The organism is Stappia sp. ABD4_338, assembly GCF_056312175.1.
On sequence record NZ_CM149982.1, the window covers coordinates 2085996 to 2101223 of the forward strand.

General features: G+C 65.7%; 13 protein-coding genes. 2 read left to right on the plus strand and 11 right to left on the minus strand.

What is annotated here, in order from left to right; all coding sequences use genetic code 11:
- Positions 1-2: 2 nt before the first annotated feature.
- Positions 3-1613 (minus strand): protein translocase subunit SecD, encoded by a 1611-nt coding sequence (gene secD / locus ACYX4S_RS09610; RefSeq protein ID WP_422068623.1) that lies wholly within the window; start codon positions 1611-1613, stop codon positions 3-5.
- Between the two features lie 203 nt (positions 1614-1816).
- Complete coding sequence (gene yajC / locus ACYX4S_RS09615) at positions 1817-2152, minus strand: preprotein translocase subunit YajC (protein WP_293723155.1); 336 nt, start codon at positions 2150-2152, stop codon at positions 1817-1819.
- A gap of 264 nt (positions 2153-2416) precedes the next feature.
- Between yajC and ACYX4S_RS09620 the strand changes: the two genes are divergently transcribed.
- On the plus strand, positions 2417-3310 hold the full coding sequence (locus ACYX4S_RS09620) for an ATP-binding protein (protein ID WP_422068621.1): 894 nt from the start codon (positions 2417-2419) through the stop codon (positions 3308-3310).
- 104 nt (positions 3311-3414) lie between these two features.
- Positions 3415-4503, plus strand: a complete 1089-nt coding sequence (locus ACYX4S_RS09625; protein ID WP_476362745.1) for an alpha/beta hydrolase family protein — start codon at positions 3415-3417, stop codon at positions 4501-4503.
- Here the strand turns inward: ACYX4S_RS09625 and ACYX4S_RS09630 are convergent.
- From ACYX4S_RS09630 to ACYX4S_RS09670, 9 genes are all read right to left on the minus strand, one after another.
- Positions 4475-5023, minus strand: coding sequence for a DUF2155 domain-containing protein (locus ACYX4S_RS09630; RefSeq protein ID WP_293723147.1), 549 nt, complete (start codon positions 5021-5023; stop codon positions 4475-4477). The two genes, ACYX4S_RS09625 and ACYX4S_RS09630, sit on opposite strands and share 29 nt — an antisense overlap.
- A gap of 32 nt (positions 5024-5055) precedes the next feature.
- Positions 5056-7899, minus strand: coding sequence for a valine--tRNA ligase (locus ACYX4S_RS09635; protein WP_476362746.1), 2844 nt, complete (start codon positions 7897-7899; stop codon positions 5056-5058).
- Positions 7900-8152: 253 nt separating this feature from the next.
- Positions 8153-8821, minus strand: a complete 669-nt coding sequence (locus tag ACYX4S_RS09640; protein WP_476362747.1) for a PopZ family protein — start codon at positions 8819-8821, stop codon at positions 8153-8155.
- A 298-nt stretch (positions 8822-9119) separates the two neighbouring features.
- Positions 9120-10553, minus strand: coding sequence for a TolC family outer membrane protein (locus tag ACYX4S_RS09645; protein ID WP_476362748.1), 1434 nt, complete (start codon positions 10551-10553; stop codon positions 9120-9122).
- 367 nt (positions 10554-10920) lie between these two features.
- The gene (locus ACYX4S_RS09650; protein WP_476362749.1) at positions 10921-11583 is read right to left on the minus strand and encodes a protein-L-isoaspartate O-methyltransferase family protein; all 663 of its coding nucleotides are present in this window, start codon (positions 11581-11583) and stop codon (positions 10921-10923) included.
- A gap of 146 nt (positions 11584-11729) precedes the next feature.
- Positions 11730-11996 carry a DUF1467 family protein gene (locus tag ACYX4S_RS09655; RefSeq protein WP_293723136.1) on the minus strand — a complete coding sequence of 89 codons (267 nt, stop codon included), beginning with the start codon at positions 11994-11996 and terminating at the stop codon, positions 11730-11732.
- A 95-nt stretch (positions 11997-12091) separates the two neighbouring features.
- Entirely contained in the window at positions 12092-12496 is a 405-nt protein-coding gene (gene mce / locus ACYX4S_RS09660; RefSeq protein WP_422070325.1) for a methylmalonyl-CoA epimerase, read from the minus strand.
- 146 nt (positions 12497-12642) lie between these two features.
- Entirely contained in the window at positions 12643-14310 is a 1668-nt protein-coding gene (locus tag ACYX4S_RS09665; protein WP_476362750.1) for a ribonuclease J, read from the minus strand.
- Positions 14311-14466: 156 nt separating this feature from the next.
- The gene (locus tag ACYX4S_RS09670; protein WP_476362751.1) at positions 14467-15225 is read right to left on the minus strand and encodes a biotin--[acetyl-CoA-carboxylase] ligase; all 759 of its coding nucleotides are present in this window, start codon (positions 15223-15225) and stop codon (positions 14467-14469) included.
- Between the last annotated feature and the right edge of the window lie 3 nt (positions 15226-15228).

Genomic DNA, 15228 nt, shown 5'->3' on the forward strand with positions numbered 1-15228 from the left:
GGTCAGATCGTCAGGTGGCTCGGGCGCTTCCAGCGCACCCACAGCGCGACCAGAAGCCGCGAAACGGTGAAGGCCGAGAACACGGTGGTGAAGATGCCGATGGCAAGCGTCACCGCGAAACCGCGGATCGGGCCGGAGCCGAGCTGGAACAGGATGAGCGCCGCGATCAGAGTCGTGATGTTGGCGTCAAGGATGGTGCCGAGGGCACGCGAGTAGCCCGCGTCAATGGCGCTGATGGCTGACCTGCCCGCTCGCGCTTCCTCGCGGATACGCTCGAAGATCAGGACGTTGGCATCCACCGCCATGCCGATGGTGAGCACGATGCCGGCGATGCCCGGCAGCGTGAGCGTCGCCTGCAGGAACGTCAACGCGCCGAAGATCATGAGGACGTTCGCGCAAAGCGCGAGATCGGCGATGAGACCGAAGCGCCCGTAGGCCAGAATCATGAACACCACGACCAGCGCCGCACCGATGAAGGAGGCCAGACGGCCGGCATCGACCGAATCCTGACCGAGCCCCGGGCCGATCGAGCGTTCCTCGACGACCGTCAGCTTGGCCGGCAGCGCGCCGGCGCGAAGCAGCACCGCGAGATCGTTGGCGCTCTCCACCGTGAAGTTGCCCGAGATCTGGCCGGAGCCGCCGGTGATCGGTTCACGAATGACAGGCGCGGAGACGACCTCGTTGTCGAGCACGATGGCGAACGGCCGGCCGACGTTGCGCTGGGTGACGACGGAGAAGGTGCGCGCGCCCGAGGTGTTGAAGCGGAAGTTCACCACCGGTTCGTTGGTGCGGCTGTCGAAGGCGACCTGGGCGTCGGTCAGGTCCTCGCCCGACAGAAGCGGTGCCTCGTCCAGAAGATAGGGCACGGGGGGATCGTCGGCCGAATACAGGACGACCGTTCCCGCCGGCGGGCGCGAGGAAACGGCCTGCTGCGGAGACATGGACTGGTCGACCATGTGGAAGGTGAGCTGCGCGGTCTGGCCCACGAGGTCCTTCAGGCGCTCGGGATCGCCCTCGCCCGGGGCCTCGACCAGGATACGGTCGTCGCCCTGGCGCTGAATGCTGGGCTCGGTGGTGCCGAACTCGTCGAGGCGCAGGCGGATGGTTTCGATCGACTGCTGCACCACGGAGTTGATGCGCTGGGTCAGCCCCGCGTCGGTAAAGGTGAAACGGATCAGGCCGTCGTCCGCGACATCGATCTGGAACTCGTCGACCGCCTGGCCGCCAAAGACCGAGGTCACCAGAGGATTGACCAGATCGGCGAGCCGCGTACGGGCGTCCTCGAGACGGGAGAGGTCGCGGATACGCACCTGCACGCCCTGCCCCTGGACGCCAAGCCCGGTGTAGCCGATGCGCTGGTCCTCGCGCAGACGGTGGCGGATATCGCCTTCAAGCGTCTTCAGACGCTTCTGGATGTAGTCGGTCCGGTCGACCTCATACAGGAGATAGGCTCCTCCCTGAAGGTCGAGGCCCAGCACGATCTGGCGCTTCGGGAACCAGTCGGGCAGCGCGTCGAGGGTCGCCTGCGACAGGAAGTTCGGCAGGGTGCTGATCGCCCCGGCGAGAATGACGAGGACGATCAGGGTGATCTTCCAGCGCGCGAAATAGAGCATGGCGGTGCCGTTTCCAGAGCATCTCCCGAAGACGTGGATCCGCTCCCCGTCACGGGCTTGCAAAAAGCGTTGGGTGGACCGGACGACAGGCGGAACGGTTTCCGTCGGCCGTTCAGGCCGGGACTGTCCCTGTCCGATCCCGGGATCCGGCCAAGCCCCCACGGGGCACGGCCGGAATCACGAGGGGCTGATCGCCGTCCGGCTCAGCCGTTTTCCTTGACCGGTTCGGTCTTCGAGCGCACCTCGGTGATCATGGAGCGCACGACACGGATCTTGACGCCCTCGGAGATCTCGACCTGGACCTCGCTCTCGTCGACGACCTTCGAGATCTTGCCGATCAGGCCGCCGCTGGTGACGACCGTGTCGCCGCGACGCAGGTTCGAGACCATCTCTTGGTGCTGCTTCATCCGCTGGCGCTGCGGCCGGATGATCAGGAAGTACATGATCACGAAGATCAGCACGAAGGGAAGGACCGACATCAGCAGGTCGGGCGCCCCGGCGCCCCCGACACCTTGCGCGAAAGCGGGCGTAATCAGCATCAAGAAACTCCTCTGGAAGGCGCATCGGAACCGCTTGCAACGCAAGCCGGTCGACGCGCCGCGCCGTTGTCTCAGCGCGTGAATGTCAGGCCGCGCGGACTATACAAGTCATGAACGGCTTTGCAAGGCGAACCGGAGGGGGCTCCAGGCCACGGGATTGCAGGCTTTGGCAATGCCCGCGCCCGTGCTAGGCAGGCATCGCGAGCCTCGTAGCGGCCCGCGCGACACCCTTACCCGACCGACTTCACCAGGCATGGCGTAGATATGGATCAATCCCCTGTGCACAAGGGCGAACTGGACGGAATTGCCCAACGTCTCGACACGCTCATCGAACTCATCTCCCGCGCGGTTCCCCCGCGGCCCCGCGCGCCGGACTTTGCGGCCGCCGACGCGTTCGTCTGGAACGCGGCAGGCGCGGAACTGGAGCCCATCGCCCGGGTCAACCGGGTCGACATCGACCTCCTGCAGGGCGTCGACAGCGCGCGCGACCAGCTTCTGGCCAATACGCAGCGCTTCGCAAAGGGCTTTGCCGCCAACAACGTGCTGCTCTGGGGCGCGCGCGGAATGGGCAAGTCGTCGCTGGTGAAGGCCGTTCACGCGCGCGTCAACGCGGACTTCGAGAAGGCGGGAAGCTCCGAGCGGCTGAAGCTCGTCGAGATCCACCGCGAGGACATCGAGAGCCTGCCGGCACTCATGCGCCTCATTCGCGACGGCAACCACCGCACCATTCTGTTCTGCGACGATCTGTCCTTCGATACGGGTGATGCGTCCTACAAGTCACTCAAGGCGGCGCTCGACGGCGGCATCGAGGGCCGGCCGGACACCGTGCTTTTCTACGCCACCTCCAATCGCCGGCACCTGCTGCCGCGCGACATGATCGAGAACGAACGGTCCACGGCGATCAATCCCGGCGAGGCCGTCGAGGAAAAGGTGTCGCTTTCGGATCGATTCGGCCTGTGGCTCGGCTTCCACAAATGCAGCCAGGATGAGTATCTGGCGATGATCGACGCCTATGTGACCCACCACGGGCTCGACTATGACGCCGACCGGCTGCGCGCCGAGGCGCTGGAGTGGTCCACCACCCGTGGCAGCCGCTCGGGCCGCGTCGCATTCCAATTCATCCAGGATCTGGCCGGGCGCCTCAACCGCACGCTTTGAGGCACAGACTGTCCGGGGACGCGCGGTGATTGAAATCATCCCGCCGCGCGTCCACATCCCCCTTCGGCACGCGCCATGCGGCCTTCGACGGCTGAAGGGGTTCCATGACTGTTCGACGACGCTTCACCCTTGGTGCGCTTGTGGTGCTCGCCGCCGCGCTTGTCGGCCTCCTGACGCTGACAGGCCTTTCCGACTTCGACCTCTCCGGACGCACGGCACGCCCGCTTGCGTTCGAGACGCCCGAGGGACGGCTTCAGGGCACCCTGTTGCTTCCCGACGCCCCGCCCGCTGCCTATGTCGTCCTCGTGCATGGAGACGGACCGCAGGACCGGACGGCGGGCGGCGGCTATCTCCCTCTCCTGAATGCCCTGCTCGACGCCGGGATCGCCGTCTACAGTTGGGACAAGCCCGGCATCGGCGAAAGCGAAGGCAACTGGCTTGGCCAGTCCATGCGCGCACGCGCCGACGAAGCACAGGCCGCGCTCGATGCCCTGATCGCCGCGCGGCCGGATGCGGCGGACCGCTCCGGCTTTCTGGGTTTCTCACAGGCCGGGTGGGTGCTTCCCGACCTCGCCGCACGTCCGGGAACCCCGGCCCGCTTCGCGGTCAGCATTGGCGCCGCGCTCGACTGGCAGAGGCAGGGCGACTACTACACCCGCCGCCGCCTCGCGGCGGAGGGTGTGCCGGAACGCCGGATATCCGACGAGCTTGCGAGCCTGGCCACACGGGAGGACGACGCGTTTGCCCGGTTCGCACGCGGCGAGATCACGCGGGCGGAGGCGGCGCGCGTCTTCGACGTGCCCCCTACCCGTTTCGACTTCATCCGCCGCAACAGGCTCGCGAACGCCTCCCGCGATCTGGAGCGCGCCCGCATTCCCTATCTGGCGATGTGGGGCGAAGAGGATCTCAACGTGGATGCGGCGTGGAATGCCGCTGCCTGCGAGCGCCTTCTGGAGGAAAGCGGTACGCCACATCGGGTGATCCTGGTGCAGGACGCGACGCACAGCCTGCTGCGCAGCGCCTTGTTCAACCATCAGCTTGCGGGCGACTGGCCCTGGTATGCCAGGGCCGCCTTTCTGGGCCTCGGGCGTGCCGCCTATGCGCCCGGCACGCTCGAAACACTCGCGACGTGGATCCGGGCCGCGGCAAGCGGCCCGGATGCGTTCAAAGCGGCGGCTTCCGACGCGGAGTGATCGCGTCGGCGCCAAGTTCGGGTGCGGTGCCCGCAAGCGGGTCGCCCGCACCGGCCTCGGCGGAGATCGGCGGGCCGGAATAATCGTCCGGCGGTGCGACCGAGGACGCCTGCTTGCAGTTGGTCAGCCACACGTCATAGACGGGGTGCTCCACCGCATGCAGGCCGGGGCTTGCCGCGAACATCCAACCGGTGAAGATCCGACGAACCTCGTTGTTGAGGGTGATCTCGTCCACCTCGACAAAGGCCGTCGTCTTCGGCGTCTCCGTTTGCGGGCGCGTGTTGCACTCGCGCGGGGTCACCTGAAGGGCACCAAACTGCACGGTCTCCCCGATGTAGACATCGAAGGAGATGATGCGGCCGGTGATCTTGTCGAGGCCGGAGAACTCGGCGACCGGATTCTGGATGATCTCCGCCCGCGCCGGGCCGGCAAGAACCGCCGCGACGGCACATCCCGCGAGAACCGTTCGCCCGAGGCTCCCTGCCCCGGCAAATACCCGCTTGCGCGCAGCCTGCATCATGCACTCCACCTTCTGCCAGAGACCGGTCGGCGTTACGCGTCGGAGAGATCCGCAAGGCGCTTGCGCGCCTCCAGAACCCTCTCGCGGCGCTCGACGAACTCGGCGCGCTTTTCCTGCTCGCTGGCGACGATTTCCTCGGGCGCCTTTGCGAGGAAGGCCTCGTTGCCAAGTTTCTTGTCGATGCGTGCGATCTCCTGATCGAGCTTCGTCTCTTCCTTGGCAAGACGCGCGGCTTCCGCACCGAGATCGATGATACCCGCCAGCGGCAGGCAGACCGTCGCCTCACCCGCCACGAGTTGAACCGAGCCGCGCGGTGCCTCGTCCGACAACGAGATGCTCTCGGCACGCGCGAGACGCAGGATCTGCGCCTCGTGGGTCTTCAGGCGTTGCGCGGTCACGGCACCGGCTCCGGTGACGACCAGCGGCACCTTGGCGCCCGCCGGGACATTCATCTCCGCGCGAACCGAGCGGATCGAGGAAATCAGGTCCACCACCCAGTTGATCTCGGCGGCAGCGTCCACATCGCCTCCGGCCGACACCGGCCAGCGCGTATGCGTCAGGAGCTTCTCGCGCCCCTTCCCGGTTCCCTCGACCGTCTTCGCCCAGAGTTCCTCCGTCATGAACGGCATGAAGGGATGAAGCAGCTTCAACGTTTCATCGAGCACCCATGCGGCGGTGGCGCGGGTCTCGGCCTTCGCCTCCTCGCTGCCCTCGGAGAAGATCGGCTTGGCGAACTCCAGGTACCAGTCGCAATAGGTGTTCCACACGAAGCGGTAGGCCGCGCCCGCCGCCTCGTTGAACCGGAAGCCCTCGAGCGCGTCGGTGATCTCCACGCCGCAGCGCCCCACCTCGGTAACGATCCAGCGGTTCACGGTCTCGCGCACCGCCGCCGGGTCGAAGCCCTCGGGACGCTCGCCACCGTTCATCTCCACGAAACGCGCGGCGTTCCAGAGCTTGGTGACGAAGTTGCGGTACCCGGCGACACGGCTCGTCGCGAGCTTGATGTCGCGGCCCTGGGCGGCCATGGCGGCAAGCGTGAAGCGCAGCGCGTCCGCGCCATATTGGTCGATCAGCGCCAGCGGATCGATGACGTTGCCCTTCGACTTCGACATCTTCTGCCCCTTCTCGTCGCGAACGAGGGCATGGATGTAGACCGTGTGGAAGGGTTCGGTCGTCATGTAGTGGTTGCCCATCATCATCATGCGGGCGACCCAGAAGAAGATGATGTCGAAACCGGTGACGAGCACGCTGGTGGGATAGTAGTTCGCAAGCTCCGGCGTCTTGTCCGGCCAGCCGAGCGTGGAGAACGGCCACAACGCGGAGGAAAACCAGGTGTCGAGCACGTCCTCGTCGCGATAGAGCGCAACGGGCCCCTCGCCGTCTCCGGCCTCCCAGCGTGCAAGCGCGGCTTCGACGTCCACGACCTCGACCTCGCGGCCGAACGTCTCGCGCGCGGCGGCAAGTGCCTCCTCCTCGCTCTTCTCCACGAAGAGCGCGCCATCGGGACCATACCAGGCGGGGATGCGGTGTCCCCACCAGAGCTGGCGCGAGATGCACCAGGGCTGGATGTTCTCCATCCACTCGTAATAGGTCTTGTCCCAGTTCTTCGGGACAAAGCGCGTGCGCCCCTCGCGAACACTGTCGATGGCCGGACCCGCCAGCGTCTTCGCGTCCACATACCACTGGTCGGTCAGAAGCGGCTCGATGGGCACGCCGCCACGGTCGCCATGGGGGACCATGTGGGTGTGCGGCTCGATGCGGTCGAGGAGCCCGAGCTCCTCCATCCGCGCGACCAGACGCTTGCGCACGTCGAAACGGTCACAGCCCTCGAAGGCGGCAATGGTCGCGGACAGCTCCGAGCTTTCGGCAAGCCCCTCCAGAAACTCCGGATTTTCGGCGAGGCGCACCTTCGCCTCGCGGTCGAGCACGGAGATCATCGCCAGATCGTGGCGCTTGCCGACCTCGAAATCGTTGAAGTCATGCGCCGGGGTGATCTTCACCGCGCCGGAACCTGCGGTCGGGTCGGCGTAGTCGTCGCCAACGATTGAGATGCGGCGTCCCACCAGCGGCAGCACCGCGAACTTGCCGATCAGCCCCTGGTACCTCGGATCCTCCGGGTTCACCGCGATCGCGGTGTCGCCGAGCATCGTCTCGGGACGGGTGGTCGCGACGGTGATGTAGTCCCGGGTCTCGAACTCGGTCGGATTGCCCTCTTCGTCGAAGGCCACCGGCGCCTGCCAGGTTGCCCCGCCCTCGAGCGGATAGCGGAAGTGCCACAGGTTGCCCTTGATCTCGACCTGCTCGACCTCGAGATCCGAGATCGCGGTCAGAAGCTTGGGATCCCAGTTGACGAGACGCTTGTCCTTGTAGATCAGCCCTTCCTTGAAGAGACCGACAAACACCTCGAGGACGGCGCGGGTGAGCCCCTCGTCCATGGTGAAGCGCTCGCGGGACCAGTCGCAGGAGGCACCGAGCCGCTTGAGCTGGTTGCCGATCATGCCGCCCGATTCCGCCTTCCACGACCAGACCCGCTCGACAAAGGCCTCGCGCCCCATGTCGCGGCGGCTCGGCTCCTGGCGCTCCGCGAGCTGACGCTCGACGACCATCTGGGTGGCAATGCCGGCGTGATCCATGCCCGGCTGCCACAGCACGTCGCGTCCCCGCATGCGCTCGAAACGCACCAGGATGTCCTGCAGCGTGTTGTTGAGCGCGTGTCCCATATGCAGCGAACCGGTCACATTGGGCGGCGGAATGACGATCGAAAAGGACGCAGCCCCCGGCTCGGCTCCCGCGCCGGCGCGGAAGGCGTCTACCTCGTCCCAGGCCTTCGCGATCCTGGGTTCGACGGAGGCGGCATCATAGGTCTTTTCGAGCATGGGTCTTCCCGGGGAACTGTATACTGACGGGGTGGTGTCTCGCAGGCGCGCGGCGAAGTCAACCATTCCCGAAAACGCGGCGACAGCAAGGCGCAAGCCTGCCTCTTGGCGTTTGTACACGAACGGATCGCCACGCCCCGCTTTCCGGCTTCCGCCCGTCACGGAAGACCGGAAGACGGGACACAAACGAAAAACGCCGCCCTGAGGGCGGCGTTGAAAGGCATCTTCAGGCGGCGCGGTCCGCCGCCCTCGATCAGCGGCCGCGCGAGACGCGTTCGATCTCCTGACGTACCATGCGCTCAACCATCGAGGGTAGATTGTCGTCGAGCCACTCCTTGAGCATCGGACGCAGGAGCTCTTTCACGAGATCCTCGAGCGTGCGTGAGTTGTTCGACAGAATCGTGCCCGCCAGATTGCTGAAAGCGGAATGCACGGCCTGATTTGCATCGGCAGACAGAAGTCCGTCCTCGCCGAGCGGCGACTTGGCGGACGACTCCTTGGGCTCCGACGCGGGAGCCTGCTCGGGCTCAGGCTCCGGATCGACGAAAGCCACGTCACCGGTTTCCATGTCGTCCATGGCCATGGCTGCGGCCATGTCCATCTCGTCGTCCTCGACGGCAAGGTCCTCGGTAAGCTCGAAGACATCGTCTTCCGCTTCCGCCTCGGCCTCCACCAGCTCGGGTTCGGGCTCGGCGACGGCCACGGGATCGGGTTCGATATCCGCATCGCCGGCGGAGTCGAAAAGCTTGTCCAGGTCATCCTGGGACATTGCTTCGCCAGCACCCATCTCGGGCTCCACTTCAGTTTCTGCCGCATCCGCCTCGGGTGCCGCGGACGCAGGCTCCTCATCCGAAATGATCCGCCGAATGGAGGCCAGGATCTCCTCCATCGAGGGTTCTTGAGCTTGATTGGCGTTGGCCATCACAATCCCCGCACTCGCACAAACGGCGTTAACGCCCCGAGTTCGCCGTACCGGCAACGCGTTCCACGTGCCCGAACATACGCGACTCGAACATTGACACTATAACGCGTTCCCGCCGCTAGGGAAAACGCAGCACGCCCGAAAAACCGGACACCTCGTCCGTTCGAGCCACAGAATTCGCCGAGTCGGGCGACTTTTCAATGTGTTTGCATAAAAAGCCGCCCCGCCCTGGAAACGACAACGGGCCAGCCTCCAGCGGAGACAGGCCCGTTCCGTTCAATTCAGGGGTCGGAAGATGTCAGCGACCGTCCGGCGTCGTCAGGCCGAACCAGCTGTTGCGCACCTTCTTGTAGTGTTTCTTGTCGTCGTAGCGGGCGACGGCAAGGCCGATCTTGTCAGCCGTCAGGCTGCCGATTGCCGACATCAGCGCATAGGCGGCAACCGTACGGTCACGCTCGGCGGCGATGAGGTTGACGCGGCTGTTGACGAGCTCGAGCTGGGCGTTGAGGACGTCAAGCGTCGTACGCTGGCCGACGCGCTGCTCCTCGATGACGCCCTCGAGGGCGAGCTGGTTCGCGGAAACCGCATCCTGCGCGGCGGTGATCGAGGCCACGGCGGCCTGATACTGACCCCAGGCGGACACGATCGCCGCACGGACCTGATCGCGCGCAACGTCAAGCTGGATGCGGGCGCGGCCGAGGTCTTCCTTGGCCTGACGCACCCGCGACGACACCGCGCCACCCTGATAGATCGGAATGCTCACGCGGCCATAGACGCTGGCCGAATCGACCGTGTCGATGCCACGCGAGGACGGCGGGTTCCACTGCCGGGCAAGGTTGCCCTCAAGCGTCACCGTGGGAAGCAGTTCGCCTTCCACCGTCTTCACCGCGAAGCTGCCCGCGTCGACGAGATGCTGGGCGGACAGGATCGCCGGATGCTCGGCAGCCCCCATCTTCAACGCCGGGTCCAGCTTCTTGGGAAGCTGGGAGTAGATGTTTGTGCGGGCGGACAGGGTCTTGGGATCCGAGCCGACCACCTGACGGTAGATTGCCCGTGCCGTGTTCACATTGGCCAGCGCCAGGTTGAGCGCGGACTGGGCCTCGGAATAACGGGCCCGGGACTGCGAAACGTCCGTGCGCGTCCCCTCGCCCACCTCGAAGCGATCCTGAGCCGCGCGCACCTGCTCGGCCAGGAACTTGAGGTTCGAACGGCGCAGCGACACGATCGCCGTGGAGCTGATCACGTCCATGTAGGCCGTCGCCGCGTTGTTCATGACGCTCTGCTCGGTGGAGCGAAGGCTCTCGCGCTGCGCCCGCACGATGGCTTCCGCCTGGCGTGTCGAGTTCACGGTCCTGAAGCCACGAAAGAGCGCCTGCGAAACCTGCAAGGCGGCGGTCGCCGTGTTGTTGTAGCTGTCCTGCCCCGGCGAAGAACTCGAATAGACGCCGCCAACGTCGAGAGACCCGAAGATCTGCGGCCGCCAGCCGGACAGGGCCTGAGGCACCTGCTCGTCCACGGACCGCAGTTCGGCGCGGGCCGCATTGAGGGTCGGATTGTCCTGATACGCCTTCGCGAGCGCCTCACTGATCGACTGCGACCACGCGGCCTCCGGCACCGCGATCGCCGCGGACGCAAGTGCGGCCGCAAGAATCCAAGATCGTGTCCGCTTCACGTTCGAAACCCCTGTCCACTCGTTCCAGCGCTCCGGCAACGGAGCCAGCCGGCGAACCATGTTTGACGCGGATCCCTGGGATCCGTCACTTCCCTGCCTGTCGATACGAAGCCGCGGTCTTTATTCTCCCGCACCCGCCGAGCCGGCGGACGGGCAACCTGTCTTGCTTCACCACGCGGTGTCCACGTGACCAATAGGTCTGGTGGCCGCAAAGGACCATTCTTCGAGCGTACTGTTATCGGGTGGGGGCGATGAGACAACCGTCGAAAATGTATCGGTGCCGCATTCGCGCACCATTGCGACCCATGCGCAACACTCCTGATCTGCGGACCCTGCGTCAAAAGCCGTTCCCGCAAACGGGCAAGAAAAAAGGGACGATCCGACCGGACCGTCCCTTGAAATTCTCTCGCATGCTCCCAGCAAATGCTCAGAACACGAATTCCCCCGCCTTCTCGAAACCCGGAAGAAGGTTGATCGAGGCGTTGAACGCAAAGCGGCCAGACACCACGTCGCCGGAGCGCACGTAAATCTTGGCAACGCCCGCGCCACCGCGGCCCTCGACCACGACGAGACGCCCACCGTCCTTGAGCTGCGCCGTCAGGGACTGAGGCAGCACCTCCACCGCTCCATCGACGAGGATCACATCATAGGGCCCTTCGGACGCACCGCCCGTGGCGGGATCGCCGGCGATGACCGCCGCGTTCTCGATACCGAGATCGACGAGAAGCGCGGAAGCCGATTCGACCGTTTCCGGGTCCTTCTCGATCCCGACCACGGATCCGGCAAGGCGGGACGCCACGGCAACCGAATAACCGGTCGCGCATCCCGCGCACAGGACGACGTCGTCGCTTCCGATGTCGGCAAGCTGCAGAAGCTTGGCAAAGATGTGCGGCTTCATCAGGAAGCGCTGCCCGTCACCGGCCGAGAGCGGCACGTCCTGGTCCGAATAGGCGATGCAACGCTTCGCCGAGGGGACGAACCGCTCACGCGGCAGCTCTCCCATCGCGTCCAGGATCCTCAGATCCGTGACGTCATTCGTCCGGAGCTGGTTGTCGACCATGTGGGTGCGCACACGTTCAAAGTCGCCCATAGCGCCTGTCTCTTCCGTTGGTTCGCCTGCTTCGCTCCGCCAGGGCATTCCCTTCGCGAAACGTGCGCCGCCCTGACCGGCCCGCGCAATCCTGTTGCCTGAAACGTTCCATAGCTTTGTCGCGCGCCCGTGACAAGCGCCGCACCCTAGCCACTCGGCGGCTTGAAGGGGAAATCATCGAGGGTCAGCCCCGACAACGCGATCACCCAGTAGAGGAAGGCTACCACGATGCCGGCGATCACGGACGTGAGCAGCGCCTTCATCCAGAGGCGCGGAGCCGAGGGAGCGCTGGCGACCGTCCCGGGTTCAACCTCGCCCTTTTCCTCCTGGGTGACGACTCCTATGGGCAGGACCGCGAAGAGCACGATCCACCAGACGATGAAATAGATGGCAAGGCCGGAGATGATGGACACGACCGTTCCGCTCTCTTGCAACTGGGGGCGCGACAAGGCGCCCGGTTCTCCCTGGCAACGGCGCCCTGTTCAAACGGCGCCGCACGCACTCTAGATCAGACCTGCTCGAGTTCCACGAGCGTGCCGTTGAAGTCCTTGGGATGCAGGAACAGCACGGGCTTGCCATGCGCGCCCGTCTTCGGTTCGCCGCTTCCAAGCACCCGCGCGCCCTTCTCGAGCAACCGGTCACGGGCGGCAAGGATGTCCTCGACCTCATAGCACACATGATGGATGCCGCCCGAGGGGCTGCGTTCGAGGAAGGCCGTGATCGGCGAGGCATCCCCAAGCGGCTCGAGCAGTTCGATCTTCGTGTTGGGCAGTTCGATGAAAACCACCGTCACCCCGTGATCCGGCTCGGGCTGAGGCTGGGACACCCGGGCACCGAGCGTATCCCGGTACATGGCCGTCGCCGCGGCGAGATCCGGGACCGCGATCGCCACATGGTTCAACCGTCCTATCATGCCTTCCTCCTCATGCTGGTTCACAAAGTCCTGCCAGACACGGCCGGACCCGACCAGACGCCAATTGGTCACATGTACCGGCGCGCTTCTCCTTGCATCTCCTTGCCGTTTTCACGCCGGACATGCTTCGTTTATGCGGCCGCACCCTAGACGCGAAAGACCAGCGCTTCCGTGAGCGGCTTCTTGCCCCAGCAGTCGCGAATGGCCGCACGTGCCGCACGGCGAGCCGATTCCGCCACAAGATCAAGATCCTTGCGCCGGTTCCTCGGAATGCTCTTGAGCGCCGAAATCACCTCGTCGATCACGAGATCCTCCAGATCGTCTCCCTCGCGCGAGGCCTCCGGCAGGCCGAAAAGTGCCGCCTGCGGTTCGCTGACGATCTCGCCCCTGGCATCGACAAGCACCGTCACGACGACCGAGCCGACCTGCGAGAGCTTTCGCCGCTCGTTCGTGCCCGTCTCTTCCGGATCGCCGGTGATGAGACCGTCGCGCACCTCGATCCCGACCTGAACGGTCTCGACGATATCAGGCGTTCCCGGTGCCAGTCGAACCATGTCGCCGTTGCGTGCCGCCACGACGACGGGAATCCCCTGTTCGACGCCAAGGTCGTGATGAGCCTTCAGGTGCAGCGGCTCGCCATGGGCCGGCACGAGCGTCTGCGGCTTCACCAGCCCGTAGAGCTCGACAAGCTCGTCCCGGCGCGGATGCCCCGAAACATGGACCATCGCGTCCTTGTCGGAGACGATCCGCACGCCCGCGTCGGAAAGCTGGTTGACGATGGCACCCACCCCCTTCTCGTTGCCGGGAATGGTACGCGAGGAAAAGATCACCGTGTCGCCCTTCGACAGGGCCACGTTCCGGTGGTCACCGGAAGCGATACGCGCAAGCGCCGCACGTGCCTCGCCCTGACTGCCCGTCAGCAAAAGCAGGCAGCGTTCGGGCGGCAGGTAGCCATAGGCATCCTCCCCCAGGAACGGCGGAAGCCCGTCGAGATACCCCAGTTCGGTCGCCACCTCGATCACGCGGTGCATGGAGCGCCCCATCACGACGACATCCCGGTCGCAGGCCTTGGCGGCAAGCGCGACCGAGCGAATGCGCGCGACGTTGGAGGCGAATGTCGTCACCGCGACGCGCTTCCTGGCGCTGCGGATCACCTCGATCATGCCGCCGGCGACATCCGCCTCGCTGGGGCTGCGGCCCTCGCGCACGGCATTCGTGCTGTCGCACACGAGCGCCAGCACCCCTTCCTCGCCGATCTCGGCAAGGCGCGCCTTGTCGATGGGCTTCCCGATCCCCGGCGTCGCATCCATCTTCCAGTCGCCCGAATGCACGACGGTGCCCGCCTCCGTGCGGATCGCCAGGGCGCAGGGCTCCGGAATCGAGTGCGACATCGCCACGAGTTCGACGTCGAAGGCTCCGATCTGCTTGCGGCTGCCCTGGGCAAGCACGTTCACAGGGACGTCGGGCGCCCCCGGCTCGCCAGCCGCCTTGGACGCGAGCATCCCGGCCGTGAAGGGCGTCATGTAGAGCGGCGCCTGAAGGCGCGGCCACAACTGCAGGATCGCGCCGTAGTGATCCTCGTGCGCGTGGGTGATGACAATTCCGTCGAGACGGTCGCGCTGGCTTTCGATGAAGCTGATGTCCGGCACCACCACATCCACGCCCGGAAGTTCCGGCCCGGCGAAGGTGACGCCGCAATCGACCATCAGCCAGCGCCGGTTGCGCGGCGTGCCGTAGCCATAGAGCGCCATGTTCATGCCGATTTCGCCAAGCCCGCCAAGCGCGACGAAAACGAGCTCTTTCTTGCTCGCCATTGTGTTCTCCTGTTGATGCCCGCAAGCGGGCGCGACCGCCGGTGAGGGGAGCCGGCGGCGCATGGTTCTGTCAAAGGCGGGGCGGCGCGACATCGCGCCCCTCCCCCGCCGCTCTGGTCATGTCGTTGGAAGGCTCTCCGTCGCGCACGTCGCGCGTCAGGAACCGTTTCCGAAAAACACGTCGCCCGCGGACACGCTTGTCAACGTTCCGTCCTTGAGGCGAAGCCTGAGGCGCCCTATCTCGTCGAGCCCCTCGAAAATTCCATGCGTTTCGCCACTGTCGAAACGGACCCGGATCGCCTTGCCGAGGCCGGTCGCACGCGCCTGCCAGTCGGCTATCAACCGGTCACCACCGGCTTCGCCATTCCAACTGACGAGCCTGCGCTCCAGGGAACCCGCAAGCGCGGCAAAAGCCTGTCCGACGTCCACCTGATAGCCGAGGCCGGCGAGATCCGCTGCCCTGTAGTCGGCCAGATCCGGATGATGGACGAGATTGAGCCCGAAGCCCATGACGACCGCGCGCGAACCATTCGGGAGCGAGGTGGCCTCAAGCAGGATGCCCGAGATCTTCGCGCCGTCCACCAACAGATCGTTCGGCCACTTGAGTTTCGCAAGGGCATATGTGCCGCACATTTCATCGACGGCTTCGGAAAGCGCGAGCGCGGCGACAAGCGGAAGCTGGGCGAGCCTGTCGCCGGAAGCCGGATCGAGCACGAGATAGCTTGCGTAGAGATTGCCCGGCTCGGACACCCAGGGCCGTGCGCGCCGGCCGCGCCCCTCGACCTGACGCCCGCCGAGGATCCAGAGCCCGCCGGGATCACCCGCACGGGCGGCCTCCATGGCAAGCACGTTGGTCGACCCGACTTCGGCGAGGGCCCGGACACGCAAATGCGGGAGGCCTGCGACCTCCCGCATCAC